This window comes from Pseudomonas sp. SWRI50 (assembly GCF_014269095.1).
Classification (GTDB): Bacteria; Pseudomonadota; Gammaproteobacteria; order Pseudomonadales; family Pseudomonadaceae; genus Aquipseudomonas; species Aquipseudomonas kermanshahensis.
Map to the genome: position 1 here is coordinate 43,922 of NZ_JABWRW010000025.1, position 26,875 is coordinate 70,796.

23 protein-coding genes are annotated in these 26,875 nt (G+C 62.8%); 14 read left to right on the top strand and 9 right to left on the bottom strand.

All coding sequences use genetic code 11. The features are described from left to right. Positions 1-24 precede the first annotated feature (24 nt). The 8 genes from HU750_RS22080 (at position 25) to dacB (ending at position 9,160) form a co-directional block, all read left to right on the top strand. Entirely contained in the window at positions 25-336 is a 312-nt protein-coding gene (locus HU750_RS22080; protein ID WP_027596655.1) for an ElaB/YgaM/YqjD family protein, read from the top strand. A gap of 10 nt (positions 337-346) precedes the next feature. Then, complete coding sequence (locus HU750_RS22085) at positions 347-721, top strand: phage holin family protein (RefSeq protein ID WP_027596656.1); 375 nt, start codon at positions 347-349, stop codon at positions 719-721. Continuing rightward, positions 718-1,047, top strand: coding sequence for a hypothetical protein (locus tag HU750_RS22090; RefSeq protein ID WP_085274197.1), 330 nt, complete (start codon positions 718-720; stop codon positions 1,045-1,047). Before HU750_RS22085 ends, HU750_RS22090 begins: the two co-directional genes overlap by 4 nt. Positions 1,048-1,245: 198 nt before the next feature. Continuing rightward, entirely contained in the window at positions 1,246-2,577 is a 1,332-nt protein-coding gene (locus HU750_RS22095) for a deoxyguanosinetriphosphate triphosphohydrolase (protein ID WP_027596658.1), read from the top strand. Between the two features lie 282 nt (positions 2,578-2,859). Beyond that, on the top strand, positions 2,860-3,477 hold the full coding sequence (locus HU750_RS22100; RefSeq protein ID WP_186682365.1) for a response regulator transcription factor: 618 nt from the start codon (positions 2,860-2,862) through the stop codon (positions 3,475-3,477). 8 nt (positions 3,478-3,485) lie between these two features. Continuing rightward, the gene (locus HU750_RS22105) at positions 3,486-7,148 is read left to right on the top strand and encodes a transporter substrate-binding domain-containing protein (RefSeq protein ID WP_186682367.1); all 3,663 of its coding nucleotides are present in this window, start codon (positions 3,486-3,488) and stop codon (positions 7,146-7,148) included. A gap of 12 nt (positions 7,149-7,160) precedes the next feature. After that, positions 7,161-7,505, top strand: a complete 345-nt coding sequence (locus HU750_RS22110; protein ID WP_027596660.1) for a YggL family protein — start codon at positions 7,161-7,163, stop codon at positions 7,503-7,505. A gap of 197 nt (positions 7,506-7,702) precedes the next feature. Continuing rightward, the gene (gene dacB / locus HU750_RS22115) at positions 7,703-9,160 is read left to right on the top strand and encodes a D-alanyl-D-alanine carboxypeptidase/D-alanyl-D-alanine endopeptidase (RefSeq protein WP_186682369.1); all 1,458 of its coding nucleotides are present in this window, start codon (positions 7,703-7,705) and stop codon (positions 9,158-9,160) included. A gap of 123 nt (positions 9,161-9,283) precedes the next feature. On the opposite strand, the gene HU750_RS22120 is transcribed toward dacB, so the two are convergent. Both HU750_RS22120 and rlmKL read right to left on the bottom strand, forming a co-directional pair. Continuing rightward, positions 9,284-11,689 (bottom strand): sensor domain-containing diguanylate cyclase, encoded by a 2,406-nt coding sequence (locus HU750_RS22120; RefSeq protein WP_186682371.1) that lies wholly within the window; start codon positions 11,687-11,689, stop codon positions 9,284-9,286. Between the two features lie 94 nt (positions 11,690-11,783). Next, a complete protein-coding gene (rlmKL, locus tag HU750_RS22125) occupies positions 11,784-13,976 on the bottom strand; it encodes a bifunctional 23S rRNA (guanine(2069)-N(7))-methyltransferase RlmK/23S rRNA (guanine(2445)-N(2))-methyltransferase RlmL (protein WP_186682373.1) in 2,193 nt (730 codons plus the stop codon). Positions 13,977-14,537: 561 nt separating this feature from the next. On the opposite strand from rlmKL, the gene rmf reads away from it, so the two are divergent. Next, positions 14,538-14,750: a ribosome modulation factor gene (gene rmf, locus HU750_RS22130; protein WP_186682375.1), complete on the top strand. Its 213-nt coding sequence runs from the start codon at positions 14,538-14,540 to the stop codon at positions 14,748-14,750. 96 nt (positions 14,751-14,846) lie between these two features. Here the strand turns inward: rmf and HU750_RS22135 are convergent, their stop codons facing one another. Beyond that, complete coding sequence (locus HU750_RS22135) at positions 14,847-15,872, bottom strand: quinone-dependent dihydroorotate dehydrogenase (RefSeq protein WP_027596664.1); 1,026 nt, start codon at positions 15,870-15,872, stop codon at positions 14,847-14,849. Between the two features lie 139 nt (positions 15,873-16,011). On the opposite strand from HU750_RS22135, the gene HU750_RS22140 reads away from it, so the two are divergent. From HU750_RS22140 to cobA, 5 genes are all read left to right on the top strand, one after another. Then, positions 16,012-17,226, top strand: coding sequence for an ABC transporter substrate-binding protein (locus HU750_RS22140; RefSeq protein ID WP_186682377.1), 1,215 nt, complete (start codon positions 16,012-16,014; stop codon positions 17,224-17,226). A gap of 11 nt (positions 17,227-17,237) precedes the next feature. Next, positions 17,238-17,813, top strand: coding sequence for an ANTAR domain-containing response regulator (locus tag HU750_RS22145; RefSeq protein ID WP_027596666.1), 576 nt, complete (start codon positions 17,238-17,240; stop codon positions 17,811-17,813). Between the two features lie 444 nt (positions 17,814-18,257). After that, complete coding sequence (locus HU750_RS22150) at positions 18,258-19,469, top strand: nitrate/nitrite transporter (protein WP_027596667.1); 1,212 nt, start codon at positions 18,258-18,260, stop codon at positions 19,467-19,469. Positions 19,470-19,478: 9 nt separating this feature from the next. Next, positions 19,479-21,149, top strand: coding sequence for a bifunctional protein-serine/threonine kinase/phosphatase (locus tag HU750_RS22155; RefSeq protein ID WP_186682379.1), 1,671 nt, complete (start codon positions 19,479-19,481; stop codon positions 21,147-21,149). A 26-nt stretch (positions 21,150-21,175) separates the two neighbouring features. After that, the gene (gene cobA, locus HU750_RS22160) at positions 21,176-21,919 is read left to right on the top strand and encodes a uroporphyrinogen-III C-methyltransferase (RefSeq protein WP_099453359.1); all 744 of its coding nucleotides are present in this window, start codon (positions 21,176-21,178) and stop codon (positions 21,917-21,919) included. Between the two features lie 107 nt (positions 21,920-22,026). On the opposite strand, the gene HU750_RS22165 is transcribed toward cobA, so the two are convergent. From HU750_RS22165 to rraA, 6 genes are all read right to left on the bottom strand, one after another. After that, positions 22,027-23,064 carry an OmpA family protein gene (locus tag HU750_RS22165; protein ID WP_027596670.1) on the bottom strand — a complete coding sequence of 346 codons (1,038 nt, stop codon included), beginning with the start codon at positions 23,062-23,064 and terminating at the stop codon, positions 22,027-22,029. Between the two features lie 111 nt (positions 23,065-23,175). After that, positions 23,176-23,742 (bottom strand): RNA polymerase sigma factor SigX, encoded by a 567-nt coding sequence (sigX, locus tag HU750_RS22170; protein ID WP_033694384.1) that lies wholly within the window; start codon positions 23,740-23,742, stop codon positions 23,176-23,178. A gap of 113 nt (positions 23,743-23,855) precedes the next feature. Then, positions 23,856-24,680, bottom strand: coding sequence for a mechanosensitive ion channel family protein (locus HU750_RS22175; protein ID WP_027596672.1), 825 nt, complete (start codon positions 24,678-24,680; stop codon positions 23,856-23,858). 2 nt (positions 24,681-24,682) lie between these two features. Next, a complete protein-coding gene (locus HU750_RS22180; protein WP_027596673.1) occupies positions 24,683-24,946 on the bottom strand; it encodes a hypothetical protein in 264 nt (87 codons plus the stop codon). A 205-nt stretch (positions 24,947-25,151) separates the two neighbouring features. Next, complete coding sequence (gene cmaX / locus HU750_RS22185; protein ID WP_027596674.1) at positions 25,152-26,147, bottom strand: divalent cation transporter CmaX; 996 nt, start codon at positions 26,145-26,147, stop codon at positions 25,152-25,154. A 27-nt stretch (positions 26,148-26,174) separates the two neighbouring features. Next, complete coding sequence (gene rraA / locus HU750_RS22190; RefSeq protein WP_027596675.1) at positions 26,175-26,666, bottom strand: ribonuclease E activity regulator RraA; 492 nt, start codon at positions 26,664-26,666, stop codon at positions 26,175-26,177. Positions 26,667-26,875: the final 209 nt, after the last annotated feature.

The following is a 26,875-nucleotide window of genomic DNA, read 5'->3' on the forward strand; positions in this document are numbered from 1 at the left end:
CACACATTGACAGGGAGAGACCCCATGGCCAGCAAATCGGCAAAGACTGCGCAAGAGATATTGATGGCTGACTTCCAGGCCCTGGTCCGCGATACCGAGAAGCTGCTTGCCGACACGGCCAACCTGGCCGGCGACCAAGCGGATGAATTGCGCGAGCAGATCCACGACCGCCTGACCCAGGCCCGCGAAACCCTGCAATTGACCCAGGAATCGGTGCGCGACCGTGGCCAGGCGGCCCTCGGCAGCGCCGAGCAGTACGTACAGGAGAACCCCTGGCAGGCCATCGGTATCGCCGCAGGCGTCGGTCTGTTGATCGGCTTGCTGGCCAGGCGCTGAGAGGTCACCCATGGAGAATGACGCCATCGGCACCAGCGCTTCCGGCAAGCGCCTGGGCGCGGCCATGCTCGGGCTGCTGCACAGCCACATTGAACTGTTCGGGATTGAGCTGCAGGAACAGAAAGGCCGCACCTTGAGCTTGTTGCTGTTCGCAGGCTTGGCACTGGTGTTCGCCCTGCTCTTGCTGACAGCGCTGTCAGGGTTGCTGTTGGTGCTGCTGTGGGACAGTTATCGCCTGGCGGGCATCATCGGCCTGTGCGTGTTCTATGGATTAGCCGCGCTGTACTGCGGGTTGCGTTTGAAAGCGGCAGTGTTCGACGAGTCATCGCCTTTCGGCGCGACCCTCGAAGAACTCGCCAAGGACCGGGAGCGCCTGTTGCCATGAGCCTGCCTGAACTCCCCAACACCCGTAACCCACGCGAACTGCGCAAAGCGCTGCTGCGCCTGCGCATGGAGATGCACCGCCAGGAAATCCGCCACGAGTCGGGGCAACTGCTCGAACCCCTGCAGCGCATACGCGGCATGGGCAGTTCGCTGCACGGGGGGCTTGGCATCAAGCACGCCCCGCTGTGGGGCATTGGCGCCGTGGTCGCCTTGGGCTTTTTGACCGGCAAGGGCGTGCGCAGCGGCAACCTCACCCGGCTGGTGCGCCTAAGCAGCAGCTTGCTGCCGCTGATCCGCCTGTACCTGCAAAATGGCCGGCGACCCTGACATTTAGCCCTCAACGCGCCCCGTGTAGGGGCGGCCTTGTGCTGCGAAGAGGCCGGTGTGGGCTGCAGGTATCTGCTTTGCCTGCACCGGCCTCTTCGCAGCACAAGGCTGCTCCTACAAAAACCGCGTCAACCTTCAGCTTGCATGGTGCCTCTCGACACAGGAAGCTATGCCCATCGAACGACAGGAGATCGAGCCTTGGACTGGCATACCCTGCTGACCCGCGAACGCCTGGGCAAAGCCCTGTACAGCCCCGAAGAACTCGGGCGCAGCCCCTTCCACAAGGACCACGACCGGATCATCTTCTCCGGCGCCTTCCGCCGGCTTGGACGCAAGACCCAAGTACACCCCGTCTCCAGCAACGACCATATCCACACGCGCCTGACTCATTCACTGGAAGTCAGCTGCGTCGGCCGCTCGCTCGGCATGCGGGTGGGCGAAACCTTGCGTGACAGCCTGCCTGACTGGTGCGAGCCCAGTGACCTGGGGATGATCGTGCAATCGGCCTGCCTGGCCCACGACATTGGCAACCCACCGTTCGGCCATTCCGGCGAAGACGCCATCCGCCACTGGTTCCAGCAGGCAGCGGGGCGTGGCTGGCTGGACGACATGAGCGACGACGAACGTGCCGATTTCCTCAACTTCGAAGGCAACGCCCAAGGCTTTCGTGTCCTCACCCAACTGGAGTATCACCAGTTCGACGGCGGCACCCGGCTGACCTACGCCACCCTGGGTACTTACTTGAAGTACCCCTGGAGCGCCCGTCATGCCGACGCCCTAGGCTACAAGAAACACAAGTTCGGCAGCTACCAGAGCGAACTGCCACTGCTCGAACAGATCGCCCGCAAACTGGGCCTGCCACAATTGGAGGACCAGCGCTGGGCACGCCACCCTCTGGTCTACCTGATGGAGGCCGCAGATGACATCTGCTACGCGCTGATCGACCTGGAAGACGGCGTGGAAATGGAATTGCTGCAGTATGCGGAAGTCGAGGCGCTGCTGCTCGACCTGGTGGGCGACGATCTGCCGGAGACCTATCGCCAACTCGGCCCGCGCGACTCGCGCCGACGCAAGCTGGCGATCTTGCGCGGCAAGGCCATCGAACACCTGACCAACGCCGCCGCCCGCGCCTTCGTCGAGCAGCAAACGGCACTGCTTGGCGGGCACCTGAGCGGTGACTTGGTCGAGCACATGCACGGCCCGGCCAAGCACTGCGTGCTGCAAGCCAAGGACATGGCGCGCAACAAGATCTTCCAGGATAAACGCAAGACCCTGCACGAGATCGGCGCCTACACCACACTCGAGATCCTCCTCAACACCTTCTGCGGCGCGGCCCTCGAACAGCACGGTGGCCGCACACCCTCGTTCAAGAGCCGCCGAGTACTCGACCTGATTGGCAACAATGCACCGGACCCACACGCCTCATTGCACAGCGCGTTCCTGCGCATGATCGACTTCATCGCCGGGATGACCGACAGCTATGCCAGCGAAATGGCCCGCGAAATGACCGGGCGCTCCAGCCCGACCTGAGCCAGGCAGGTGCAGCCTGTGCTCAGGCGCTCGCTGCACCTGTCTACCTAGGAAACTTCCTACCTATGCCCATCGCTGATAAACACCACGACTAACAATCAACGAAAAGTTACTAAACAAGGTTTGACATCGAGTTTCATGCGCTCATTGCGTAGCCAGATTTGTTTTATCTTGTAAGCCATTTCCCATATAGGGCTAATAGCCCTTCCTCGCATGCCCGATGACTTCCAACTGGGATAAGGTGCCAGCCGTCACCCTCACTCGCCCGCAGGGAAGTTGAACATGCATTCCGTATTTATAGTCGACGACCATCCCGTTATCCGTCTGGCCGTCCGTATGTTGCTGGAGAATCAGAACTACAAGATCGTCGGCGAATCGGACAATGGCGTGGATGCCATGCAGATGATTCGCGAGACCACACCCGACCTGGTCATCCTCGACATCAGCATCCCCAAGCTAGACGGGCTGGAGGTACTTTCCCGGTTCCAGGCCATGTCCCTGCCTCTGAAGGTGCTGGTATTGACCGCCCAGTCTCCGGCGCTGTTTGCCGTGCGCTGCATGCACTCGGGCGCTGCAGGCTATGTGTGCAAACAGGAAGACCTGAGCGAACTGCTCAGCGCAATCAAAGCCGTGCTGGCCGGGTATAACTATTTCCCCAGCCAGGCCATCAAACACAATCAGACGGTCAATGACGACCTGCAACTTTTCCGACAAGTCAATGACCGTGAATTGATGGTGTTACAACTTTTCGCTCAAGGCCGAAGCAACAAGGAAATCGCCAAGGGCATGTTCCTTAGCAACAAGACGGTCAGCACCTACAAGAAGCGCCTGATGCACAAACTCCAGGTCGACACCTTGGTGGACCTGATCGAAATGGCCAAACGCAACGCGCTGGTCTGAGGGTTTTCATGGCGCGCCTTCTCGCCCGGCTGTTACTCGCCCTGGTGCTGTTCAGCGCTGGGGCCCAGGCCAACCACCACAGCGCGTCTGCCTACGCGCTGCTGGCACGCTCACCGGCAAAACCAGCTCCGCTTTCGCTCACGCCCCAACAACACCAGTGGCTCGAAAGCCGTCACGAGCTGGTGCTGGGCACTTCAGCACCCGACTACCCGCCTTTCGACATCACCAGTGGCGGGCGTGACTATCAAGGTCTCACCGCCGAATATGCCAACCTGATCGGCCTCGCCTTGCAGTTGCCGGTACGGGTGCTGCGCTTTTCAAACCGGCAGGCTGCCGTCGATGCACTCAAACGCGGCGACATCGACCTGCTCGGCAGTGCCAATGGCTATGAGGCAACCACGGACGGCTTGGCACTTTCGCACCCTTATGCCGTTGACCAGCCAGTGCTGGTTACCCGTGAAAATGAAGGCCGCGCACTGGACATGGGCCTGGAAGACATGCGCCTGGGCATGCTCTACCACTACCTGCCAAGGCAGGAGGTTGGCAGCGCCTACCCGAAAGCCCATCTGCTGGCGTTCGGCTCGTCTTCCCAAGCCTTGAATGCCGTGGCATTTGGCCAGGCCGACGTGTTCATCGGCGACACCATCTCCACCCACTATCAACTCAACCGCGGCCACCTGCCTGGCCTGCGCATTGCCAATTTCAGCAAGCACGAAGCCATCGGTTTCAGCTTTGCCGTGCGCCAGCAGGACACCCTGCTGATGGAGCTGGTGAACGCCATACTCGACAGCCAGCCGGCCACCTTGCGCACCAGCATCTTCAAACGCTGGAGTGCAGGCAGCGACCTGCTGTTGACCGACCGCAAGCTGCAGTTGACGGAGACTGAAGAATTCTGGCTGCAACGCCACCCCGTCATGCGCGTGGCGATCGACGACACGGCAGCCCCGGTGTCCTTCTTCGACAGTTCGGGCTATTTCAGGGGCATCACTGCCGACCTGCTGGAGCTCATCCGCCTGCGCACCGGCCTGCGCTTCGAGGTGCAGCGTGCCAGCGGTATCGCCGACATGATCGCCCGGCTCAAGGACGGCCGGGCGGATGTGATTGCGGCGCTCACCACGGATGGCGTAGCCAAGCAGACCCTGCAAATCAGCCGCCCCTACCTGGACAGCGTCTATGTACTGGTCAGCCTCGCTGACAAGGGGCAATTCGCCACCCTGGAACAGCTGAAGGACCGACGGGTCGCGATTACCCGATACAGCGCGATGGACCTGATGCTCTCCACGCGCTATCCGCGCATTGGCCGGATCGAAACCGAGAGCACCTTCTATTCCATCGCCTTGCTCAAAAGCGGCGCTGTCGATGCCATGATCACCACCTTGATCGATGCCAACCATGCCGTGGCCGCCAACCCCGACCTGGTCATACGCACCACGGTCGGCAGCGAGCCTGCCAGCTACGCCATGGCAGCCAGCGACCAGTCGCCGACGCTCGTCTCGATTCTGGACAAAGCACTGTTGAGCATTTCGCCGGAAGAACTGGGGGTGATCAATAACCGCTGGCGTGGCTACAGCCTGCATGACGACAGCACCTGGCAGAAATTTCGCCGGCTTGCCTGGCAAGTGCTGCTGGGCACGGCGCTTCTGTTGCTGCTGGCACTGATCTGGAATGCCCGCCTGCGCCTGCAGATCAGGCAGCGGCAAAGCGCCGAGCGGGCATTGAACGACCAGCTGGCGTTCATGCGCGCGCTGCTCAACGGCACCCCCCACCCCATGTATGTGCGTGACCGTGAGGGCTGCCTGCAAAGCTGCAACGACAGTTACCTGGAGGCTGTACAGGCCTGTAACGAGGAAGTCATGGGCAAGCACCTGGAAGAAAGCCTGTTCGCTGACCGCGAGCAGACCCGCCAGATCCACGCTGACTACCTGCAGGTCATGGCGGCAGGCACCCCGCTGATCATCGATCGCCCCTTGCGGGTCAAAGGCCGGGAAATGACCATCTACCACTGGATACTGCCGTACCGTGACTCGCTGGGCGAGGTACAAGGCATCATCGGCGGCTGGATCGATATCAGTGACCGTCGCCAACTGGTGCTGGAGCTGCGCCAGGCCAAGCAGCAAGCCGAGGATGCCAACCGTGCCAAGAGCACGTTCCTGGCCACCATCAGCCATGAAATTCGCACCCCGATGAACGCGGTCATCGGCATGCTGGAGCTGGCCGTCAAACGCGCCGACCAAGGGCGGGTGGACCGCTCAGCGCTGGAGCTGGCCCATCACTCGGCCAAGGACCTGTTGGGGTTGATTGGTGACATCCTCGACATCGTGCGCATCGAATCCGGGCACCTGTCACTCGCGCCAGAACCGGTCGACCTGGCGGCACTGGTCGAGTCGGTGGGGCGCATTTTCGATGGCCAGGCACGGCAGAAAGGCCTGGCGCTGGAAGTGATCATCGAGCCATCGGCCCGCTGCCATGCATTGCTCGACCCGCTGCGCTTCAAGCAGGTGCTGTGCAACCTGGTCAACAACGCCATCAAGTTTACCGAGCATGGCCAGGTGCGCATCTGCGTCTGTTTGCATGACGAAGGTACGCCCTCCTCCCCGATGCTCGAACTGGAGGTGCGTGACAGCGGCATCGGCATTCACGCCGATGACCTGCAGCGCCTGTTCAACCACTTCATCCAGGCCAACCCGCACAGCCCGGGTGCCCGCGCAGGGACCGGGCTTGGGCTGGCCATCTGCCGAACCCTCTGCGACATGATGGGCGGCACCTTGACGATCAAAAGCCTGGAGGATGTTGGCACCCAGGTTCGTCTTAAGATGCCTTTGCAAACCGTCAGCGCCGTGTCGGTCGGGCTGCCGGTTATCGAGAACGTCGACGTGCCCGATCCACGCTTGAATGTGCTGGTGATCGACGACCACCCCGCCAACCTGCAGTTGATGGCCCAGCAGCTGAGCTACCTGGGCCTTGGCCATACGTGCGCCAGAGATGGCCGCGAAGGCCTGAGCAGCTGGCGTGCCGGCACCTTCGATGTGCTGGTGCTCGACTGCAACATGCCACACATGAACGGCTATCAGCTGGCCAGTGCGATACGCGCTGAAGAACGGCAACGCGGGCGACCGCGCTGCACCATCCTCGGCTATACCGCCAACGCGCAACCCGAGGTCATGCGCAAGTGCCTGGATGCCGGCATGGATGACTGCCTGCTCAAACCCATCAGCCTGAGTACGCTCAGCCAGCGCCTGGCCGGCCTCAAGCCGCAGAGCCGGCAGCCGTGGCGACGCAAACCCTTTGATCTGAATGGCCTGGGCGCGATCGTCGGGCCGGACCCAAAGGACCGCGAGCGTTTTCTCACGGCGCTGCACCAGAGCCTGCGCACCGACCTGATGATCTTGATGGACCTGCCCCCCGAAGACGCGACCGCCGTTGCCGACCAGGCGCACAAGATTCTCAGTGCCGCGCGCCTGCTGGAAGCCACGCCGCTGATGGCGGCGTGCGAGGCGCTGGAAAACATGGGTTTAACAACCCCGCAACGGCAGCTAAGGCGTCAGGCGCTGGCGCGGCACATGCGCCGGGTGGACATGGCCCTGGCGGGAGAGCTTGCAGGTACCGACGAACGTCAATCAGGAAGGCAGCCAAACGCCGAAGCTGGTAGACTGCGCGGCGATATTACCTAAGAGGATTGTTTCATGGCCACTAACCGCTCCCGTCGCCTGCGCAAAAAGCTGTGTGTCGACGAGTTTCAGGAATTGGGCTTCGAGCTGAACCTGGACTTCAAGGAAGATCTGGATGACCAGGCAATCGATGCATTCCTCGATGCCTTCCTGGAAGAAGCCATGGACGCCAATGGCCTCGACTACGTAGGCGGTGACGATTTCGGCCTGGTGTGCTCGGCCAAACGCGGTTCGGTCAGCGAAGAACAACGCGCTGCCGTCGAAGCCTGGCTCAAAGGCCGTGGCGAACTGACCAAGATCGAAGTCAGCCCACTGCTCGACGCCTGGTATCCGGACAAGCCGATCAACGCGGCTGAGTGATACCTGCGCGGTACCCAGCGGCTTGAACGCTGAAAAGGCCACCCTTTGCGGTGGCCTTTTTTGTGGGTGGCGTTTTCCGTCGAACGTGGCCCATCGTGGCTACGCTTGGGGCATAATGCGCGTTCTATTACGTTCTGGGGCCATCATCTCTTACAGCCCCAATGTCCTTTTCCCTCGCCGCAGGGTATTTACTGAATATGATCAAAACGCTCCGTCCCCTCGTTCTAGCCGGCCTGCTGCTGCCCTTCGCCTTGCCTAGCCAGGCCGCCGCCGTCAATACCAGCCTGCCGCCCAAGGTGCAGCAGGCGCTGAAAGCCAACAAATTGCAGGACACCGCGCTGTCGCTGGTGATGCTGCCGCTGGATGGGCCTGGCACGGCGACGGTGTTCAATGCCGATGTGTCGGTGAACCCGGCCTCGACCATGAAACTGGTCACCACCTACGCGGCTCTGGAACTGCTCGGCCCGACCTTCCAGTGGAAGACCGAGTTCTACACCGACGGCACCCTGAGCAACGGTGTGCTCAACGGCAACCTGTACCTCAAAGGTGGCGGCGACCCGAAGCTGAACATGGAAAAACTTTGGCTGCTGATGCGTGACCTGCGCGCCAACGGCGTGCGCACCATCACCGGTGACCTGGTGCTGGACCGTAGCCACTTCGTGCAGCCTAACCTGCCGCAGTTCAACGATGACGGCGGTGACGTCAACAAGCCCTTCCTGGTCAAACCCGACTCACTGCTGGTCAACCTCAAGGCACTGCGCTTCGTTGCCCGCAACGATGGTGGCAAGGTGACGATCGCGGTCGAACCGCCGATTGCCAACATCCGCATCGACAACCAGGTCAAAGCCGTGGCGTCCAAGCAGTGCACCGGTGACGTGCGCTACAACCCTGTGCAACAGGCCGATGGTGTCAGCGTGGTGGTCAGCGGCCAGCTGGGTGATGGCTGCAACTCGCAGACCTATCTGTCGCTGCTCGATCACCCGGCCTACGCCGCCGGTGCCGTGCGGGCGATCTGGAACGAGCTGGGTGGCAGCATTCAGGGCAGCGACCGCGTCGAGAACGTCCCGAAGAGCGCACGCCTGCTGGCACGGGCCTTCTCGCCTGATCTGGTGGAAGTGATCCGCGACATCAACAAATACAGCAACAACACCATGGCCCAGCAGCTGTTCCTCAGCCTGGGCGCGCAGTTCCGTACCGATGCCGATGGCGATGACGCCCGCGCGGCGCAACGTGTAGTGCGTCAGTGGTTGGCGAAAAAGGGCATCACCGCGCCACACCTGGTGATGGAAAACGGCTCCGGCCTGTCGCGCGCCGAGCGGGTCAGCACCCGCGAGATGGCGGCGCTGCTCCAGGCCGCTTGGAAGAGCCCCTACTCCGCCGAGTTCATCAGTTCGATGCCGCTGGTGGGCATGGACGGCACCATGCGCAAGCGCCTGAAACGTACGGCAATGACCGGTGAAGGCCATATCAAGACCGGCACGTTGAACACCGTGCGCGCCATCGCGGGCTTCAGCCGTGACAGCAATGGGCATACCTGGGCAGTGGCGGCGATTTTGAACGACCCGAAACCGTGGGGGGCATCGCAGGTGCTGGACCAGGTGCTATTGGACCTGTATCGCCAGCCGAAGCTGGGTGCGAGCGCTGCGGCCAACTGAGGGTAGGAGCGGCCTTGCGTCGCGAAAGGGCTGCGCAGCGGCCCCCTGATTTCAGTGTTAACGCATAAAGTGCGGGGCCGCGTTGCGGCCCTTTCGCGACGCAAGGCCGCTCCTACACGACGCTCAGGTCAACTCCGCTTCGACCCGGTCCCGTCCTGCCTGCTTGGCCGCATACACCCCGGCATCCGCCCGCAACAGCAACGCGTCAGCCCCCTCCCCTGGCCGCCAGCCCGCCACACCAAAGCTCGCCGTGACCTCGCCCACGCCCTCGATCGGGACGTTGCGCACGCTTTGCCACAGCTCAAGCGCCAGCAACCGCGCCTGCTCGGCATCGCTGCCTGGGCACAGCACCATGAACTCTTCCCCTCCCAACCGGCAGAACACGTCGGTTCGCCGCAGGCGATGGCCGATGCGCTGGCACAGGCTGCGCAGCACCAGGTCGCCCACCGCATGGCCGAACTGGTCGTTGATGCGCTTGAAGTGATCGATATCGAGCATGATCACCGCCAGCGCCAGGCCATCGCGCTGGGCGCGGTCCAGCTCGGCCTTGAGCCGCTCCTGGAAATAGCGCCGGTTATGGATACCGGTCAGTGAATCGGTCACCGACAGGGCACGCAACTCCTCCTCCACCCCCTTGAGGTCGGAGATGTCGGTCAGGTAGCCATGCCACAAGGTACATCCCGCCTCACCCACCTCCGGGGTCGCCTCGCCACGCACCCAGCGCAACCCCGCCTGCGGCAGGCACACCCGGTATTCTTCGCGCCACGGCGTAAGGTGGGCGGCGGAATAGCCCACCGAACGGCGCACGCGCTCCAGGTCATCGGGATGAATGCGCTCGAACACCACCGTGGCATCCTCACGCAACTGCTGCAGGTCGACCTCATAAATGTCGTAGAGGCCTTTGCTGGCATACGGGAAGCAGGAATGGCCATTGGCATCCAGGCGGTACTGGTAGATGCCGCCCGGCACTTCGGCACTGAGTTTTTCCAGCAGCCGGTCACGCGCGGCCAGCGCCTCGTGCACCCGGCGCCGCTCGGTGACGTCGATGCAGATGGCCAGGTAGCCAACCCACAACCCTTGTTCATCGAGCATGGCGGTGACCAGCATGTTGGCCACAAGGTGACTGCCATCGGTGCGTACCAAGGTCCACTCGCCAGGCTCTTCACCCCTTTCCTGCACCGTTTCGGCAAACATGGCCTGGCCGCCGGCGATGTGGCGCCCGTAGCGCAAGCTCAAGGCGTGGGCGCGCTGGCTGAGTTCGTCGGGCAACACCAGGTCCTCGAGGCGCAAATGGCCGATCGCCTCGTTGGCCGAATAGCCGAGCATGCGCTCGGCACCGGCATTGAAGGTGCTGACCACCCCCTTGAGGTTGGTGGCGATGATCGCCACCTGGGTCGCTGCATCCAGCACGCTGCGCAACTGGTTGTGGGTGCCGCGCAAGGACTGCTCGCTGACCCGCAGCTCGGCCGTGCGCTGCTCGACCAGGGTCAAGGCGCGCTGGCGCTGGCTGAACAGGTTGTAGAGCAAGGCACTGAGCAGCACGCTCAACAGCCCACCCAACAGGCCGACGGTCAGTGCAGCCGAAGAGTGATTGGCCTTCAGAAAAGCCTGGCTCGGCCGAATGAGCAACTGGAAAGGGTGATCGGCCAAGTACAACAACTGGCTGCTGGCCAGGGCCAGGGGCGCGGCCTCATTTCGTGAGTCGAACACCACTTCAGGTCCTTTCAGCCCGGACGGGTCTTCGATACGCACGACCAGGTTGTCATCGGCCGCCGCCGGCAGGCCATCGCTGATGAGATCGCGCAGGTTGAGCAACGCCATCACATAGCCCACCGCCGCGCCTTGGGGGGCGGCGTCGGAGAACACCGGTGCCACCATCAACAGGCCGCGTGCATCCGCTGCCGGCCGAACAGCGCCAGTCTCCGATATGGCCAGAGGCTCCGACACCGCCATGCTGCCAGGTTCCAACGCACGCGCCAGGGTGGCCTGCGGCGCACCTTTGCCAGCCAGGTCAAGCCCGTAAGGAAGCGCAGGCGCGTCTGTCGACTGGGTGAAGCGCACAGGAAAGTAGTGATCACGCAGGGGCGCCGGTTGCCAAGCGCCCTGTGCATCCTGATCGCGGATCACATAGTTCTGGCCCAACCAGGTAGCGGTGCTGTGCTCGAATTCGGCGCGCTGCGCGGCCTCGACCCGCGGCGCCCAAGCGTAAGCCAGGGTGCGGCGCAACAAGGGCCGTGCGTAGCCCTCGAATTCGCGGGGGGTAACCTCGTTGGAGAAGCTGAAAAACCGCCGCAGCCCGTCCAGGCGCTGCTGCTGATCGTCAAAGCGCTCAGCGATGCGGCTGAAGCGCTCGCTGGCCAGCAACTCGAAGCGCTGGCGCAACTGCTGCTTGTAGAACGCCTGCGCGGCAAGGGCCAGGATGGCCGACAACAGGCAGCCGGCCACCAATGCCACCAGCGCCACCGCCCACGCGGACACGCCTTCGGTGCACAGGCCAAGCAACCTCGCACGCACGCCAAACTTGGACATACACCCATCTCGTCACGTCAGCGTCCTGCGGATTATCTTGCCCTGGCATCAGTTATAGCTATTGGCCACTAGCTGCGCAATGTACCTCGTCGCCTCAACGCAATTGCAGGCGCCACGCCCGATGAATGCGGTTGTTGCGGGCGAAGTCCGGGTCCAGGGTCTGGGCGCTGATTTCCTCCACCGCGTAGCGCGCCATCAGGTGCTCATCGAGCTGGAACTTGCGGAAGTTGTTGGAGAAATACAGCACGCCACCCGGCGCCAGGCGCGCCATCGCCAGGTCGAGCAGCTGCACATGGTCACGCTGAACGTCGAACACCCCTTCCATACGCTTGGAGTTGGAGAAGGTCGGCGGGTCGATGAAGATCAAGTCATAGCTGTCACGGTTGGCTTCCAGCCAGGCCATCACATCGCCCTGCTCCAGGCGGTTACGCTCGGAGAAGCCATTGAGCGCAAGGTTGCGCCGCGCCCAGTCCAGGTAGGTTTTCGACAGGTCGACGCTGGTGGTGCTGCGAGCACCGCCCTTGGCCGCATGCACAGTGGCCGTGGCGGTGTAGCAGAACAGGTTGAGGAAGTGCTTGCCGGCGGCCTCGCGCTGGATGCGCATGCGCATCGGGCGATGGTCGAGGAACAAGCCGGTGTCGAGGTAGTCGGTGAGGTTGACCAGCAGCTTGACGCCGCCTTCGTTGACTTCCTGGAAGCGCCCCTCGGTGGCTTGGCGCTCGTACTGGCGGGTGCCGCTCTGCCGCTCACGGCGTTTGAGCACCACGCGCTGAGGGGAAATACCCAACGCCTGCGGGATCGCCGCCAGTGCATCGAGCAGGCGCGCCTGGGCCTTTTCCGGGTCGATCGAGCGTGGCGCGGCGTACTCCTGCACGTGCACCCAGTCGTGGTAAAGGTCGACTGCCAGGGCGTACTCGGGCATGTCGGCATCGTACAGACGGTAGCAGTCGACCTGCTCGCGACGGGCCCACTTGCCCAGTTGCTTGAGGTTCTTCTGCAGGCGGTTGGCGAACATCTGCGCGCCTTCCGACAAACGCGCCGGTTCGCTGGCCTGCGGCTCCTGACGACGGGCATCGGCGGGTTCAGCTTGGGCGTCACGGCGCTCGCCAGTCACGAACTGGTCAGGCTGCACCTTGAACAACAGCAGCTTGCACGGCAATGCACCGTTCCAGAAGGCGTATTGCTTGTGGCTGCGAATGCCCATGCGCTTGCCCAGCTCCGGCGCCCCGGTGAACACCGCGGCTTCCCAGCCCATGCACGCCTGGCGCAGACGCTCGCCAAGGTTCTGGTAGAGGTACAACAGGCTGGCTTCGTCACCCAGACGCTCGCCGTATGGCGGGTTGCTGATCACCAGGCCTTTCTGGTTCTGGTCAGGCCGCGGCTCGAAGGTGCTGACCTCGCCCTGGTAGATCTTGACCCAGTCGCTCAGGCCCGCACGCTCGACGTTGTTGCGCCCGGGCTGGATCAGCCGCGGGTCGGCCTCGTAGCCACGGATCCACAGCGGTGGCTTGGCCAAACCGGCCTGCGCACGCGCTTGCGCCTCGTCGTGAACCTTGCGCCACAGTGCCGGCACATGGCCAAGCCAGGCGCTGAAGCCCCAGCGTTCGCGCTTGAGGTTAGGGGCGATGTCGGCGGCGATCATGGCGGCTTCGACCAGGAAGGTACCCACACCGCACATCGGGTCGGCCAGGGCGCCGCCTTCGGCAGCGATGCGTGGCCAGCCGGCGCGGATCAGCACCGCTGCCGCGAGGTTTTCCTTGAGCGGCGCGGCGCCTTGCTGCAGGCGATAGCCGCGCTGGTGCAGGCTGTGGCCAGACAGGTCGAGCGAGAGAATCGCCTCGCCACGGTCCAGGCGCAGGTGCACGCGCACATCGGGGTCGATCTTTTCCACCGACGGGCGCAGGCCTTCGCGGTTGCGCAGCTTGTCGACGATGGCGTCCTTGACCTTGAGCGCACCGAAGTGGGTGTTGTCGATGCCCGAGCCATGGCCACTGAATTCCACCGCAAGGGTGCCGTCGGCCGCCAGGTGGTCTGCCCAGTCAACCGCGTTGACGCCGTCGTAGAGGTCGTCGGCGTTCTTCATGTTGAAGCGCTTGAGAACCAGCAACACCCGGTTCGCCAGGCGCGACCACAGGCACAGGCGGTAGGCGGTTTCCATGTCGGCGGCGCCGCGAATGGCCGAGGTGTGCTCACGCACTTCATCGAGGCCGAGGCCCTTGGCCTCTTCAGCGAGCAGGCCTTCCAGGCCTTTGGGGCAGGTGAGGTAAATTTCGAAACGGTCCGACATGAGTATTCCAGAGCCTTGGGCTATTTGACTGACGAGGCGACGCATCGCCCCGCGATGTTTGCCCGAACACCCTTCCAGCAGGCATCCGAGTGGCCATTGCCTGCGCGCAATTGCGCAGCGCAACGACCGGGCCGCCTGACCGACCAGCACTTCGCCAGGGGCAAAGACAGCTTAGATCATCAGGCAGTATTAAAAATTCGAGCGATCCACGGGCCGATGTGACCCTTCGTCGCATTTCAAAATAATTCTGTCATCGCGCAGCGACGCTGGCGAAATGACGTCAATGATCGGCAAACCCCGATCATTGCGGGCTCAGCGACAAATAAGGTTGAGTCGCATTTATTTACTTATCCCTTCACCCTTAGAAACGTTACGTCCTTATGACAAATCGATCATTCACACTGTGACGCGCATTCGTTAGAACTGGTCTCAGGCCGCTTCGCAACGAGGCGGCACCTTCCGCTCGCCACGCCGGCAGCGAGCGCATACCGGCAGAACGATTCTGCCCGGCCTCGGAGAGGCCGACGGGACATTACAGTCAACAAGTGAGGGCAGCACCCTATGAGAAGACTTAAGCGTGATCCGTTGGAAAGAGCATATAAACGTGGTTTCCTGTACGGGATCGCCGGTAAATCCAAGGAGCTTTGCCCCTACGAGGGTGAAAAACAATTCAACTGGAACAATGGCTGGCGAGAAGGTTTCGATGCGAGGTGCGCCGGTGAAACAGGCATCGCTGGCATCCACAGGCTCTCCGAAAATCACGCCTTTGGCTGAACGAGGACACTGAATTCGAGTCACCATGCGCGCCCCATCCGGGCGGCGGGCTTCGGCCCAGGGGCCCCTTGATGGGGCCCTTTTTATGCCCGCGATTTATGCGCGAGGCAGAGCGGCAATCGCATCGACCGATTCGCGAATCAGCGCCGGCCCCTTATAAATGAAGCCCGAGTAAATCTGTACCAGGCTGGCACCCGCAGCGATTTTCTCGGCGGCGTGACGCCCCTCGGTAATGCCACCCGCCGCAATGATCGGCAGCTTGCCGCCCAGCTCACCGGCCAACACCTTCACCGTGTGGGTGCTCTTCTCAAGCACCGGCGCACCCGACAAACCACCGGCTTCGCCGCCATAAGGCAAGTGCTCGACGCCTTCGCGGCTCAGGGTGGTGTTGGTGGCGATCACCGCGTCCATGCCCGATTCCATCAGCGCAGCAGCCACCAGTGCGGTTTCTTCGTCGCTCATGTCGGGGGCGATCTTGATCGCCAAGGGCACGCGCTTGCCGTGCGTCACTGCCAACTGCTCACGGCGCTCGGCCAAGGCATCGAGCAACTGCTTCAGCGAGTCACCAAACTGCAGGCTGCGCAGGCCCGGTGTGTTCGGCGAGCTGACATTGACGGTGATGTAGGTGGCTTCGGTGTAGACCTTGTCCAGGCAGATCAGGTAGTCATCGACCGCCCGCTCGACCGGAGTGTCGAAGTTCTTGCCGATGTTGATGCCCAGTACGCCGTTGTAGCGCGATGCCCGCACGCGTTCGAGCAGGTGATCGACGCCCAGGTTGTTGAAGCCCATGCGGTTGATGATCGCCGTTGCCTCTGGCAGACGGAAGATCCGCGGCTTCGGGTTGCCGGGTTGCGGGCGCGGTGTGACGGTACCGATCTCGACGAAGCCGAAGCCCAGTTGGGCGAAGCCGTCGATTGCCGCGCCGTTCTTGTCCAGGCCAGCGGCGAGGCCCACCGGGTTGGCAAAGTTCAAGCCCATGACCGACACCGGCAACGCCGCCGGCTGTTTGCACAGCATGCCGTTGAGGCCGAGACGGCCACCGGCACCGATCAGGTCCAGGGACAGGTCGTGGGAGGTTTCCGGGGAAAGCTTGAACAGCAGCTGGCGGGCCAGGGTATACATGGGCGGGCAAGGCTCGGGGTGAATGAGGGGGCGATTATAGCCAGCGCACGGCTGGCATGACAGTAAATCCTCGGGCCGCTTGGCACATGCGTTGCTTCGCTCACCACACACTGCCTTTTCAGTACGGGCGAGGATCCTTGTGAACACAGCACCCCGAGCAACGCCCCTGGCCTGGGTCAACGGCAGCGACGCACCGGAAAAAACCAGCCTGAACATTGGCTTCATGGCCCTGACCGACTGCGCCTCGGTGGTGGTCGCCGCCACCCAGGGCTTTGCCCAGCAACACGGCCTGACCCTCAACCTCAAGCGCCAGGGCTCTTGGGCGGGGCTGCGCGACAAACTGGTCAGCGGCGAACTGGATGCCGCGCACTGCCTGTATGGCCTGGCCTATGCCGTGCACCTGGGCATTGGCGGTGTGCCCGCCAGCGACATGGCTGTACTCATGGGGCTGAACCAGAATGCCCAGGCCATCAACCTGTCCCCGGCTTTGCAACGCAAAGGCGTGACCAGCCCTGAGGCATTGGCGCGCCTGGTGCACCAGCAGGGCGCACGCCTGACCTTTGCCCAGACCTTCCCCACCGGAACCCACGCCATGTGGTTGTACTACTGGCTGGCGAGCCAGGGCATCCACCCGCTGCGCGATGTCGACAGCGTGGTGGTGCCGCCCGCGCAGATGGCCGCGCATATCCAGGCTGGCCGCATCGACGGGTTTTGTGCAGGCGAACCTTGGGCGGCGGATGCCGTCGCCAAGGGCCAGGGCTTTACCCTGGCAACCAGCCAGTCGATCTGGCCAGACCACCCGGAAAAGGTGCTCGCTTGCGCCCGCGCCTTCGCCGAGCAGTACCCCAACAGCGCCCGCGCCCTGATCAAGGCGATCCTCGCAGCCAGCCGCTTCATCGAGCAAAGCCCCGAGAACCGCCGCAGCACCGCGCAGTTGCTCAGCGGCAGTGCTTACCTGGACACGCCGACGAGCACTATCGAGCCCCGCCTGCTGGGTGACTACCAAGACGGGCTGGGCAACCAGTGGCAAGACCCCCACGCTTTGCGCCTGTTCGACCAGGGCCGGGCCAACCTGCCGTATTTGTCCGACGGCATGTGGTTCATGACCCAGTTCCGCCGCTGGGGGTTACTGCGAGACGACCCCGACTACCTCGGCGTGGCCAGCCAGGTTCAGCAACTGGCGCTTTACCACGAAGCGGCAGACGCCCTAGGCATAGCGTGCCTTGAACAACCGATGCGAAGCAGCCTGCTGATCGACGGTACCCGCTGGGACGGCAGCGACCCCTACGGCTACGCCCGCAGCTTCAGCCTGAACGCCTTGGGCGACACACCCGAAGCCCGCGTTGGCCTGTGAGGGGGATGAACATGCTGCGTATCCTGCTGATTGACGACACTCAAAACAAACTGGGCCGGCTCAAGGCCGCCTTGAGCGAGGCCGGTTTCGACGTGATCGAAGCCCCTGGCCTGACCATCGATTTGCCCGCCTGCGTCGAAACGGTGCATCCGGACGTCGTGTTGATCGATACCGACTCACCGGACCGCGACGTGATGGAACACGTGGTACTGGTCAGCCGCGACCGACCGCGGCCTATCGTGCTGTTTACCGACGAGCACGACCCCGGCGTGATGCGCCAGGCGATCCAGGCGGGGGTCAGCGCCTATATCGTCGAGGGCATCCATGCTGCGCGTTTGCAGCCGATTCTGGATGTGGCCATGGCCCGCTTCGAGAGCGACCAGGCCCTCAGGGCGCAGTTGCTGGCGCGTGACCAGCAACTGGCCGAACGCAAGCGGATCGAACAGGCCAAGGGCCTGCTGATGAAGATGAAAGACTGCAACGAAGAGCAGGCCTACACCCTGATGCGCCGCCAGGCCATGAGCCGCCAGCAGAAGCTGATCCAGGTGGCCGAGCAGATCATCGCCATGCACGAGATGCTGGGTTGATGTGCTCGACATGAGATTTTTGGGGCCTGTCAGATCGAGCGCCGCCCGCGCGGCGCATCGCGAGCTTTGCTCGCTCCTACGTTTGTTTCGGGCCAATTATTCCTGCGCCATTTGCGCGCAAACGCCTTGGCGCATTACGCGATATCGCGTCGTAAAAACGAGGGGTCGCGTGCGTCCATAGCAGGTGTTACTGGCCAAAAACAAACGTAGGAGCGAGCAAAGCTCGCGATGCGCCGCGCGGGCGGCGCTCGATCTGACAGGCGCCAAAAATCTAAAGACAGTCCCAGCCAATTCTTGGCCCATCTCTTGCTGAACAAACATCACCGGTAGCCAACGGCGGTTGCCCCACTTAAATCCCGACAAAGACGTCGCTCACCCTTCCACAGCCGTGGACCGGGTAGCGGCGTCTTTTTCGTTCCGTTGCTTTGCCGAGTGAGGTGTTCAATGAGTACCAGCTTCTGGAAATCCGGGCATGTGCCCACGCTGTTCGCCGCGTTCCTGTATTTCGACCTGAGCTTCATGGTCTGGTACCTGCTCGGCCCACTGGCGGTGCAAATCGCAGCCGACCTGCAGTTGAGTGCACAGCAACGGGGCCTGATGGTGGCCACGCCGATCCTGGCCGGCGCAATACTGCGCTTTGCGATGGGGCTGCTGGTTGACCGCCTTTCGCCCAAGACCGCCGGCCTGATCGGCCAGGTGATCGTCATCGTCGCCCTGGCTGGCGCTTGGTACCTGGGCGTGCACAGTTATGAGCAGGCCTTGCTGCTAGGGGTGTTCCTCGGCTTTGCCGGCGCCTCGTTCGCGGTTTCGCTGCCGCTGGCCTCGCAGTGGTACCCGCCGCAGCACCAAGGCAAGGCCATGGGCATCGCCGGGGCCGGCAACTCCGGCACGGTGTTCGCCGCTTTGCTGGCTCCCGCCTTGGCTGCAGGCTTTGGCTGGAACAACGTGTTCGGCTTCGCCCTGATCCCGCTGTCGCTGACCCTGGTGGTGTTCGCGCTGCTGGCACGCAACGCGCCCGAGCGGCCCAAGCGCAAAGCCATGGCCGACTACCTCAAGGCCCTCGGTGACCGCGACAGCTGGTGGTTCATGTTCTTCTACAGCGTTACCTTCGGCGGCTTCATCGGCCTGGCCAGTGCCCTGCCCGGCTACTTCAGCGACCAGTATGGCCTGAGCCCGGTTACCGCCGGCTACTACACAGCCGCCTGCGTGTTTGCCGGTAGCCTGATGCGTCCGCTCGGCGGCGCTCTGGCCGATCGCTTTGGCGGCATTCGCACCCTGTTGGGCATGTACAGCGTGGCCGCCATCTGCATCGCGGCCGTAGGCTTCAACTTGCCCAGCGCGGCGGCGGCGCTGGCGCTGTTCGTCAGCGCCATGCTCGGCCTGGGCGCTGGCAATGGCGCCGTGTTCCAGTTGGTGCCACAACGTTTCCGCCAGGAAATCGGGGTAATGACTGGGCTGATCGGCATGGCCGGTGGCATCGGCGGCTTCCTGCTGGCCGCGGGCCTTGGCACCATCAAGCAACACACCGGCGACTATCAATTGGGGCTGTGGCTGTTCGCCAGCCTCGGCTTGCTGGCCTGGTTCGGCCTGCATGGCGTCAAGCAGCGCTGGCGCACCACTTGGGGCTCGGCTGCCGTGACCGCGGCGCGGGTCTGAGGCGCCCCCATGAGCCTGCAACTGAGCTTTGCCCACGCCAGCGCCACCGGCCCCCGCGCGGAAAACCAGGATGCCCTGCGCCTGGTCACCCCGGCGCCGGAGCTGGCCGCCAGCAAGGGCTACCTGTTCGCCCTCGCCGACGGTGTCAGCCAATGCGCCGATGGCGGCCTGGCCGCACGGGCCAGCCTGCAGGCGCTGGCCTTGGACTACTACGCCACGCCCGCCACCTGGAGCGTGGCACAGGCGCTGGACCGCCTGCTGCTGGCGCAGAACCGCTGGCTGCGCGCCCAGGGCAGCGGCCAGCCGCTGTTGACCACACTCAGCGCACTGGTGCTGCGCGGTCGGCGCTTTACCCTGGCGCATGTCGGCGACTGCCGCGTCTACCGCTGGCACCACGGCCGCCTGCAGTGCCTGAGCGAAGACCACGTGTGGGATCAACCGGGCATGCAGCATGTGCTCAAACGCGCACTAGGGCTGGACCAGCACCTGTTGGTCGATTACCTGGAAGGCGAACTGCAGGCAGGCGAGTGCTTCGTGCTCTTGAGCGATGGGGTCTGGGCCAGCCTGGGTGACCAGCACATCCAGTCGGTCTTGCGCGAGCAGCCCGACCTGCAACAGGTGGCCGACACTCTGGTTGCCAGCGCCCACCTCAATGGCAGCCAGGACAACGCCAGCGCCTTGTTGGTGCAGGTTGAACAACTGGGGCCGACCAACCTGGGCGATACCTTGGCACAGCTGCAGCAGTGGCCTGTGCCCGGCCCCCTTCGCGAAGGCCAAGTGATCGATGGCTGGCAGATCGAGACGCTGCTCTCGCACAGCCGCCAATCCCTGCTGTACCGGGCACGCGACGGCCACGGCCACGCATGGCTGCTCAAGACCCTGCCCGCTGCCCGCGAGCAGGAGCCCGGGGCGGCGCAAGGGCTGCTGATGGAAGAGTGGTTCCTGCGCCGGGTGGCCGGGCGGCACTTCCCTGAACTGCACGTCGCCAGCCAGCGCCAGCACCTGTACTACGTGATGCGCGAATACCCCGGCCAAAGCCTTTCGGCGCTGCTCAACGAGCACGGGCCGCTGCCGCTGGCGCAGTGGCTGGAAATGGCCCGTCAACTGCTGCAAGCCGTCGGCGTGCTGCATCGGCGCAACTTGCTGCACCGCGACATCAAGCCAGAAAACCTGCACCTGGGCGCCGATGGCCAACTGCGCCTGCTGGACTTCGGTTTGGCCTACTGCCCTGGTCTGTCCGAAGACCCGCAGCACGAGCTGCCCGGCACGCCCTCCTTCATCGCCCCGGAAGCCTTCGAAGGCCAGCCCCCCAGCCCGCGGCAAGACCTCTATGCCGCCGGCGTGACGCTCTACCACCTGCTGACCGGGCACTACCCCTATGGCGAAGTGGAGCCGTTCCAGCGGCCACGCTTCGGCCAGCCGGTCAATGCCTCGCGCTATCGCCCTGACCTGCCGGAATGGTTGCAGCACAACCTGCTGCAAGCGGTGGCGGCCGACCCGGCGCACCGCTTTGAAACCGCTGAACACTGGTTGCTGCTGCTCGAACGCGGCGACCGCCAGGATGCGCCCAATCGCCCCCGGCCGCTGCTGGAGCGCGAACCGCTGAAAGTCTGGCGCACCCTGGCCCTGCTGTCCCTGCTGTGTAACCTGATACTGCTGCTCACCCTGCTCAAAGGCTGAGCCGCCTTGCCGATGAGGAAACGTTGATGAATGCAAAAGTCTGGCTGGTCGGTGCTGGCCCTGGTGACCCCGAACTGCTGACCCTCAAGGCCGTGCGTGCACTGCAGCACGCCCAGGTGGTGATGATCGACGACCTGGTGAACCCCGCCGTGCTGGAGCATTGCCCGCAGGCACGGGTGATTGCCGTAGGCAAGCGCGGTGGCTGCCGCTCCACGCCGCAGGCCTTTATCCAGCGCCTGATGTTGCGCCATGCACGCCAGGGGCGATGCGTGGTACGCCTCAAGGGCGGCGACCCGTGCATCTTCGGCCGGGGTGGCGAAGAAGCCGCCTGGCTGCAAGGCCATGGCATCGAGGTCGAGCTGGTCAACGGCATCACGGCAGGCTTGGCGGGGGCGACGCAATGCGGCATATCACTGACGTCTCGCGGGGTGAGCCGCGGCGTGACGCTGGTAACCGCACATACCCAGGATGACAGCGAACTGAACTGGGCGGCGCTGGCGCAGGGTGGCACGACGCTGGTGGTGTACATGGGTGTTGCGCGGCTGGAGCAAATTCGCCAAGGGCTGCTGCAAGGTGGCATGGCGCCCCATATGCCGGTGGCGATGATCGAGAATGCGTCATTGCCGCAGCAGCGTGAGTGCCGCAGTGATGTGCAGGGGATGGTTGACGATGCGCGGGCATTCGGGCTCTGCAGCCCGGCAATTCTGGTGATTGGCGAGGTGGTTGGGGTTGCTCAGGCACAGCTGATGGAATGGTCAGCCGCTGGCTAGCGGCGTGTTGCTTGTGCTGGCCTCTTCGCTGGCAAGCCAGCACCCATGAAATCGCAGGCAAAGAAAAACCCGGCCGAGGCCGGGTTTTTCATGAAGCATCGAACCAATTACTTGGCTTGGGCTTCTACTTGCGCTTCAACGCGACGGTTAACAGCGCGACCTTCTTCGGTGGCGTTGTCAGCAACCGGACGGGTCTCACCGTAGCCAACCGAGTCAACACGGCTCGATTCTACGCCGTACTGCTGGGTCAGAACTTGCTTAACAGCGTTGGCACGACGCTCGGACAGCTTCTGGTTGTAAGCGTCTGGACCTACGGAGTCAGTGTGACCTTCAACCACGGTGGTGGTTTGTGGGTACTGCTTCATGAAGTCAGCCAGGTTCTTGATGTCGCCGTAGCTGTTTGGCTTGACGACCGACTTGTCGAAGTCGAACTTGACGTCCAGCTCAACACGAACGACTTCGGCAACAGCCGGGCAGCCGTCGGCGTCAACGGTAACGTTGGCCGGGGTGTCTGGGCACTTGTCGACGTTGTCGCACACGCCGTCGTTGTCGCTGTCGGAGCAGACTTCAGCTACTGGAGCCGGAGCTGGAGCAACTTTGCCACCGCTGCCACCGAAGTTCAGACCAACACCAACGGATGGGCCCCACTCGGTGTTGCCGTTGTCGATGTTGTACATGGCTTCAACGCCAGCACGGGCGAAGAACATGTCGGTGATGTACCACTTGGCGCCAGCGCCAACGTTGGCGAAGGTGGAGTGGTCGCGGCCGCTACGGGTAGCTTGGCCCAGGCTCTCGTGAGCGAAACCAGCAGAAACGTACGGACGCAGAGCATCGCCTACGGTACCGAAGTGGTAGGTAGCGTCGAGCTTGGCTTTGGAACCTTTGATGTCTTTGTTGAAGACTTCACCACGAGCGTTGTGAGTCTCGTTGTAGCCCAGGTCCAGGGAGACGTCGTCGGTCAGGAAGTAACCGAGGCGAACACCAGGATTGGTGCCGTCGTTCTTGAAGTTACGCTCGCTGTCGTAGTACTGCTTGGTAACGTTACCTTCGATTTCGACTGCGCCTTGGCCTTGAGCCAGAACGCCGAACGAAGTAGCGGCTACGAGCGAGCCAATGGCCAAGCCCAAGGTGTTTTTCAATTTCATCCGTTAAATCCCCATCTGGTGATAGTTAAGCAGTCCCACCAACAACAAGGGGGACAACTCGACGGCTAGTCTAGCAGAACTCGCCGATTCGTTAGAGATTATTGCACGCGCTTAAGTTTCATCCAGCCCGTGAAATTTCTCTCGAAGCTTGTCTAGCGCGCGCTTGTAACGCATTTTCGTCGCGCTCAGGCCCATGTGCATGATATCCGCGATTTCCTGAAATTCCAGCTCCGCGACAAATCGCAGCACCAGGATTTCCCGATCGATCGGGTTCACATGCACGAGCCATTTGTCCAGCCCGCCTTTTTCTTCGGGTTTGGGTGCCTTGTCTTCGGACGCCTCTTCAATAGGGTCCAGACTCAAGGCATCCATCAACCGACGTTTGCGTCGCTCCTTGCGGTACTGGGTAATGCACTCGTTGTAGGTGATGCTGTAGAGCCAGGTCTTGAACTTCGATTTACCTTCGAAGTTTTTCAGCCCGTATAGCACTTTCAGCATCACTTCCTGACAGACATCGTCGGCATCCCGGTCGTTCCCCAAATAACGTGCACAGACGTTGAACAGGGTCCGCTGGTAGCGCCGCATGAGCTCCTCATAGGCGCGGGTAACGTGGTACAGCTCCTCATGCGAACGCGCCACCAACTCTTCGTCGGTGAGCTCGCGGGGGTCATAACGCATGGGCGGCGAATGAACTTTATTCAAAACGGATCTGGCCGACAGTCAGGTCAATGTCGCCGCTCGACCCCGTGGGGTCGATTTCGCGGCGGCATACATTAACAGCTTTTGTGCGGTTAGCGGCTATTGACACGCTGCTCAAGCAACACGCGGTTAGACAGCGACACCAGTTCGCCATCATCGGTCAACAGCGTCGTCTTCACCGTGCCGATTTCCTCGATATGCCCTTCGACCTCTCCAATCCGCACCTGCTGGCCGACTTGGTACAGCTCGCGCACGTAGATGCCGGCCAGAATTTGCCCAGCGATTTCGCGGCTACCGAGGCCCATGGCCAAGGCAACGGCCAGACCAACGGTAATCAGCCCGATGACGATCACATGGTTCAGCAGGTCGGTCTTGACCTCGAGCTGGCTGATGGCCACCGAGATGCTGATGATGATCACCAGGCCTTGGGTGATACGCCCAATGCCAGCGGAATACTCAAGGCCAATGCCTTCGGCTGCACCGCGAACCAGGCCATTAGCCACCTGCGCCAGCAGCACGCCGGCCAGCAGCACCAGCGCCGCGCCGAACACTTTAGGCAGGTACAGGGCGAGCATGTCGAGGGTCGCCGACACCCGCTCAAGGCCCAGCGATTCAGCGGCCGAGACGAGGAAGATCAGCAACACGAACCAGTAGACGATCTTGCCGATCAGGGTCGATATCGGCACCTGGATCCCACCCCGGCTCAACATCTTGGTTAGCCCGGTACCGGCCATCAGGCGGTCCAGGCCAAGCTTGGCGAGCAATTTGGAGAGCAGCGCATCAAGCAGCTTGGCCACCACGAAACCGAGCAGCACCACCACCAGCGCGCCGAACAGGTTAGGGATGAAGTTCGCCACCTTGGTCCAAAGGGCCGTCATGGCAGTGACCAGGCTTTGGGTCCAGAGATCCAGTTCCATATTCAATCGGCCTTATCTGCTTTGCTGCCGCTGGCAGCGTTGCGGGTAGAGTTTCTACGCACGGGCGCAACATGCGCCGAGCCATTGTTGACGGCAATCAGCAGCGCCTGGCTCCAACGGCCAAGCAGGCTGAACAGATCACCCGCACCGACCTGGCGGTTGGCGGTTTTCAGCACACGACCCAAGCAGGCGGCGTCATCTCGGTCCTGGCCGGACGGTGACGCCTTGAGCAGGTCGCGCAGGGATTCTTCAAACGGATCGTGCATGGGCACCTCGCGCAGTATCAGCAAGAGACGAGATGGCACAGCGATGGGTCACACATCGCCTTGGGACGAATGTTTCAAAATGAACGAGCGTTGGATTCTTCGCGGGCAAGCCCGCTCCCACAGTGACCGCACTGCAAGATAAATCTGTGCGAAACCTGTGGGAGTGGGCTTGCCCGCGAAGAGGCCAGTACAGGTCAATAGCCATTCACACCCACCGCAAGCGTCGGAACAGCCACCACTGCCCCACCGCCAAGCCCAGCACCAGCAGGCTGGCGAACAGGAAGCCATATGGGCTGTTCGACCCCGGAATACCGCCGACGTTGATGCCGAGCAGCCCGGTGACGAAGCTCATGGGCAGGAAAATACAGGTGATGATGCCGAAGCGGTACATGGTCCGGTTCATCCGCTCGCTGCGGCGCCGGTCCTCGCTCTCAAGCACCAGCGCGGCCCGCTCGCGGGTCAGCTCGAGCTCTTCGAGGTAGCGGATCAGGCTGTTGTTCAACTCGTTCCAGTAGTCGGCATCGGCATCGGCAAACCAGCTCCACTTGCTGCGTGACAGCTGGGCGTAGATTTCACGCTGCGGCGCCAGAAAACGCCGCAGGCCAGCGGCCCGACGGCGGATCTGCTGCAGGCTGCCCTGCTCTGGAGTGTACCGTTCGTCGGATTCGACCTTTTCTTCTTCGAGATCGACCAGTTCGGACAGGTCGCTGACCAGGCCCTGGACCTTTTCGGTCAGCAGTTCTCCCATCAACAGCAACAACTCGGAAGCCGACTTCGGCCCCCTGCCCTCGCTGAGCAACTGCAGAATCTCGTCGCTGGCCCGCAGCGGCCGCAGGCGCAGCGAGATGACCCGCTGCGCCTCGGCGAAAATGCGTACCGAAACCATGTCTTCAGGTTCGGCGCCCGGATTGAGGTTGACCCCGCGCAAAAACAGCAACAACTGTTCATCCACCAGCGGCAGCAAGCGCGGCCGGGTGTTTTCTTCCAGCAGCAAATCGCAGGCAAACTCGCTCAGGCCGCTGTCGCGCAGCAGCCAGGTACGGGTTTGCGGGTGGCTGCGGTCCCAGTGCAGCCAGAGGCTTTCCTGGGGGTGCAGTTGCAGGTCGTCCAGTTCGGTACGGGCAATCGAGCGCGCGCCGCCTTTGCCATCGAGCACCAGGGCATGCACCAGCCCCCACTGCGCGTTGTCTTCCTCGAACATCAAAGCTCCATCAGCGCGTGCGGCGCATCACTCCGGCATTTTCAGCGGGCTTGGCGAAACCAGCACGCCATTGTTGTCGGCATATACGTATTCACCCGAGCGGAAGGTCACGCCGGCGAAGGTCACCGGCACGTCGAGCTCGCCGATGCCGCGCTTGTTGCTCTTTTTCGGGTGGCTGGCCAGGGCCTGCACGCCGACGTCGGTCTGGATCAGGATGTCCACGTCGCGTACGCAGCCGTAGATCACCAGGCCTTCCCAGCCATTTTTGGCAGCTTTCTCGGCCAGCATGTCGCCCAGCAGCGCACAGCGCAGCGAACCGCCGCCGTCGACCACCAGCACCTTGCCCTTGCCGTCGAGTTCGACCTGCTCCTTGACCAGCGAGTTGTCTTCGAAGCATTTGAGGGTGACGATTTGGCCGCCGAACGAATCGCGGCCGCCGAAGTTGCTGAACATGGGTTCGAGCACCTGGACCAGGTCTGGGTAGGCGTCGCAGAGGTCGGGCGTTACGTAATGCTGCATGGGAAGCTCCTGTCAGTCACAACGAAAGCGGGTGTGGGCCAAGGCTACACCGGAGAGGCTGTCGCAGTCATCCAGGACTGAGTGGTCAGCTTGTGCCTGTACCGGCCCTTTCGCGGGCAAGCCCGCGCCTACAGGAATACCACTGGCCTAGGAGCTGCAGTGATCCTGTGGGAGCGGGCTTGCCCGCGAAAGGGCCAGCAAAGGCCGCA

Excerpts from the sequence above, each read along its gene's own strand:
- HU750_RS22080 (WP_027596655.1), top strand. The coding sequence starts at position 25 with ATGGCCAGCAAATCGGCAAAGACTGCGCAAGAGATATTGATGGCTGAC.
- HU750_RS22085 (WP_027596656.1), top strand. The coding sequence starts at position 347 with ATGGAGAATGACGCCATCGGCACCAGCGCTTCCGGCAAGCGCCTGGGC.
- HU750_RS22090 (WP_085274197.1), top strand. The coding sequence starts at position 718 with ATGAGCCTGCCTGAACTCCCCAACACCCGTAACCCACGCGAACTGCGC.
- HU750_RS22100 (WP_186682365.1), top strand. The coding sequence starts at position 2,860 with ATGCATTCCGTATTTATAGTCGACGACCATCCCGTTATCCGTCTGGCC.
- HU750_RS22105 (WP_186682367.1), top strand. The coding sequence starts at position 3,486 with ATGGCGCGCCTTCTCGCCCGGCTGTTACTCGCCCTGGTGCTGTTCAGC.
- HU750_RS22110 (WP_027596660.1), top strand. The coding sequence starts at position 7,161 with ATGGCCACTAACCGCTCCCGTCGCCTGCGCAAAAAGCTGTGTGTCGAC.
- dacB (WP_186682369.1), top strand. The coding sequence starts at position 7,703 with ATGATCAAAACGCTCCGTCCCCTCGTTCTAGCCGGCCTGCTGCTGCCC.
- HU750_RS22120 (WP_186682371.1), bottom strand. The coding sequence starts at position 11,689 with ATGTCCAAGTTTGGCGTGCGTGCGAGGTTGCTTGGCCTGTGCACCGAA.
- rlmKL (WP_186682373.1), bottom strand. The coding sequence starts at position 13,976 with ATGTCGGACCGTTTCGAAATTTACCTCACCTGCCCCAAAGGCCTGGAA.
- rmf (WP_186682375.1), top strand. The coding sequence starts at position 14,538 with ATGAGAAGACTTAAGCGTGATCCGTTGGAAAGAGCATATAAACGTGGT.
- HU750_RS22135 (WP_027596664.1), bottom strand. The coding sequence starts at position 15,872 with ATGTATACCCTGGCCCGCCAGCTGCTGTTCAAGCTTTCCCCGGAAACC.
- HU750_RS22145 (WP_027596666.1), top strand. The coding sequence starts at position 17,238 with ATGCTGCGTATCCTGCTGATTGACGACACTCAAAACAAACTGGGCCGG.
- HU750_RS22150 (WP_027596667.1), top strand. The coding sequence starts at position 18,258 with ATGAGTACCAGCTTCTGGAAATCCGGGCATGTGCCCACGCTGTTCGCC.
- HU750_RS22155 (WP_186682379.1), top strand. The coding sequence starts at position 19,479 with ATGAGCCTGCAACTGAGCTTTGCCCACGCCAGCGCCACCGGCCCCCGC.
- cobA (WP_099453359.1), top strand. The coding sequence starts at position 21,176 with ATGAATGCAAAAGTCTGGCTGGTCGGTGCTGGCCCTGGTGACCCCGAA.
- HU750_RS22165 (WP_027596670.1), bottom strand. The coding sequence starts at position 23,064 with ATGAAATTGAAAAACACCTTGGGCTTGGCCATTGGCTCGCTCGTAGCC.
- sigX (WP_033694384.1), bottom strand. The coding sequence starts at position 23,742 with ATGCGTTATGACCCCCGCGAGCTCACCGACGAAGAGTTGGTGGCGCGT.
- HU750_RS22175 (WP_027596672.1), bottom strand. The coding sequence starts at position 24,680 with ATGGAACTGGATCTCTGGACCCAAAGCCTGGTCACTGCCATGACGGCC.
- HU750_RS22180 (WP_027596673.1), bottom strand. The coding sequence starts at position 24,946 with ATGCACGATCCGTTTGAAGAATCCCTGCGCGACCTGCTCAAGGCGTCA.
- cmaX (WP_027596674.1), bottom strand. The coding sequence starts at position 26,147 with ATGTTCGAGGAAGACAACGCGCAGTGGGGGCTGGTGCATGCCCTGGTG.
- rraA (WP_027596675.1), bottom strand. The coding sequence starts at position 26,666 with ATGCAGCATTACGTAACGCCCGACCTCTGCGACGCCTACCCAGACCTG.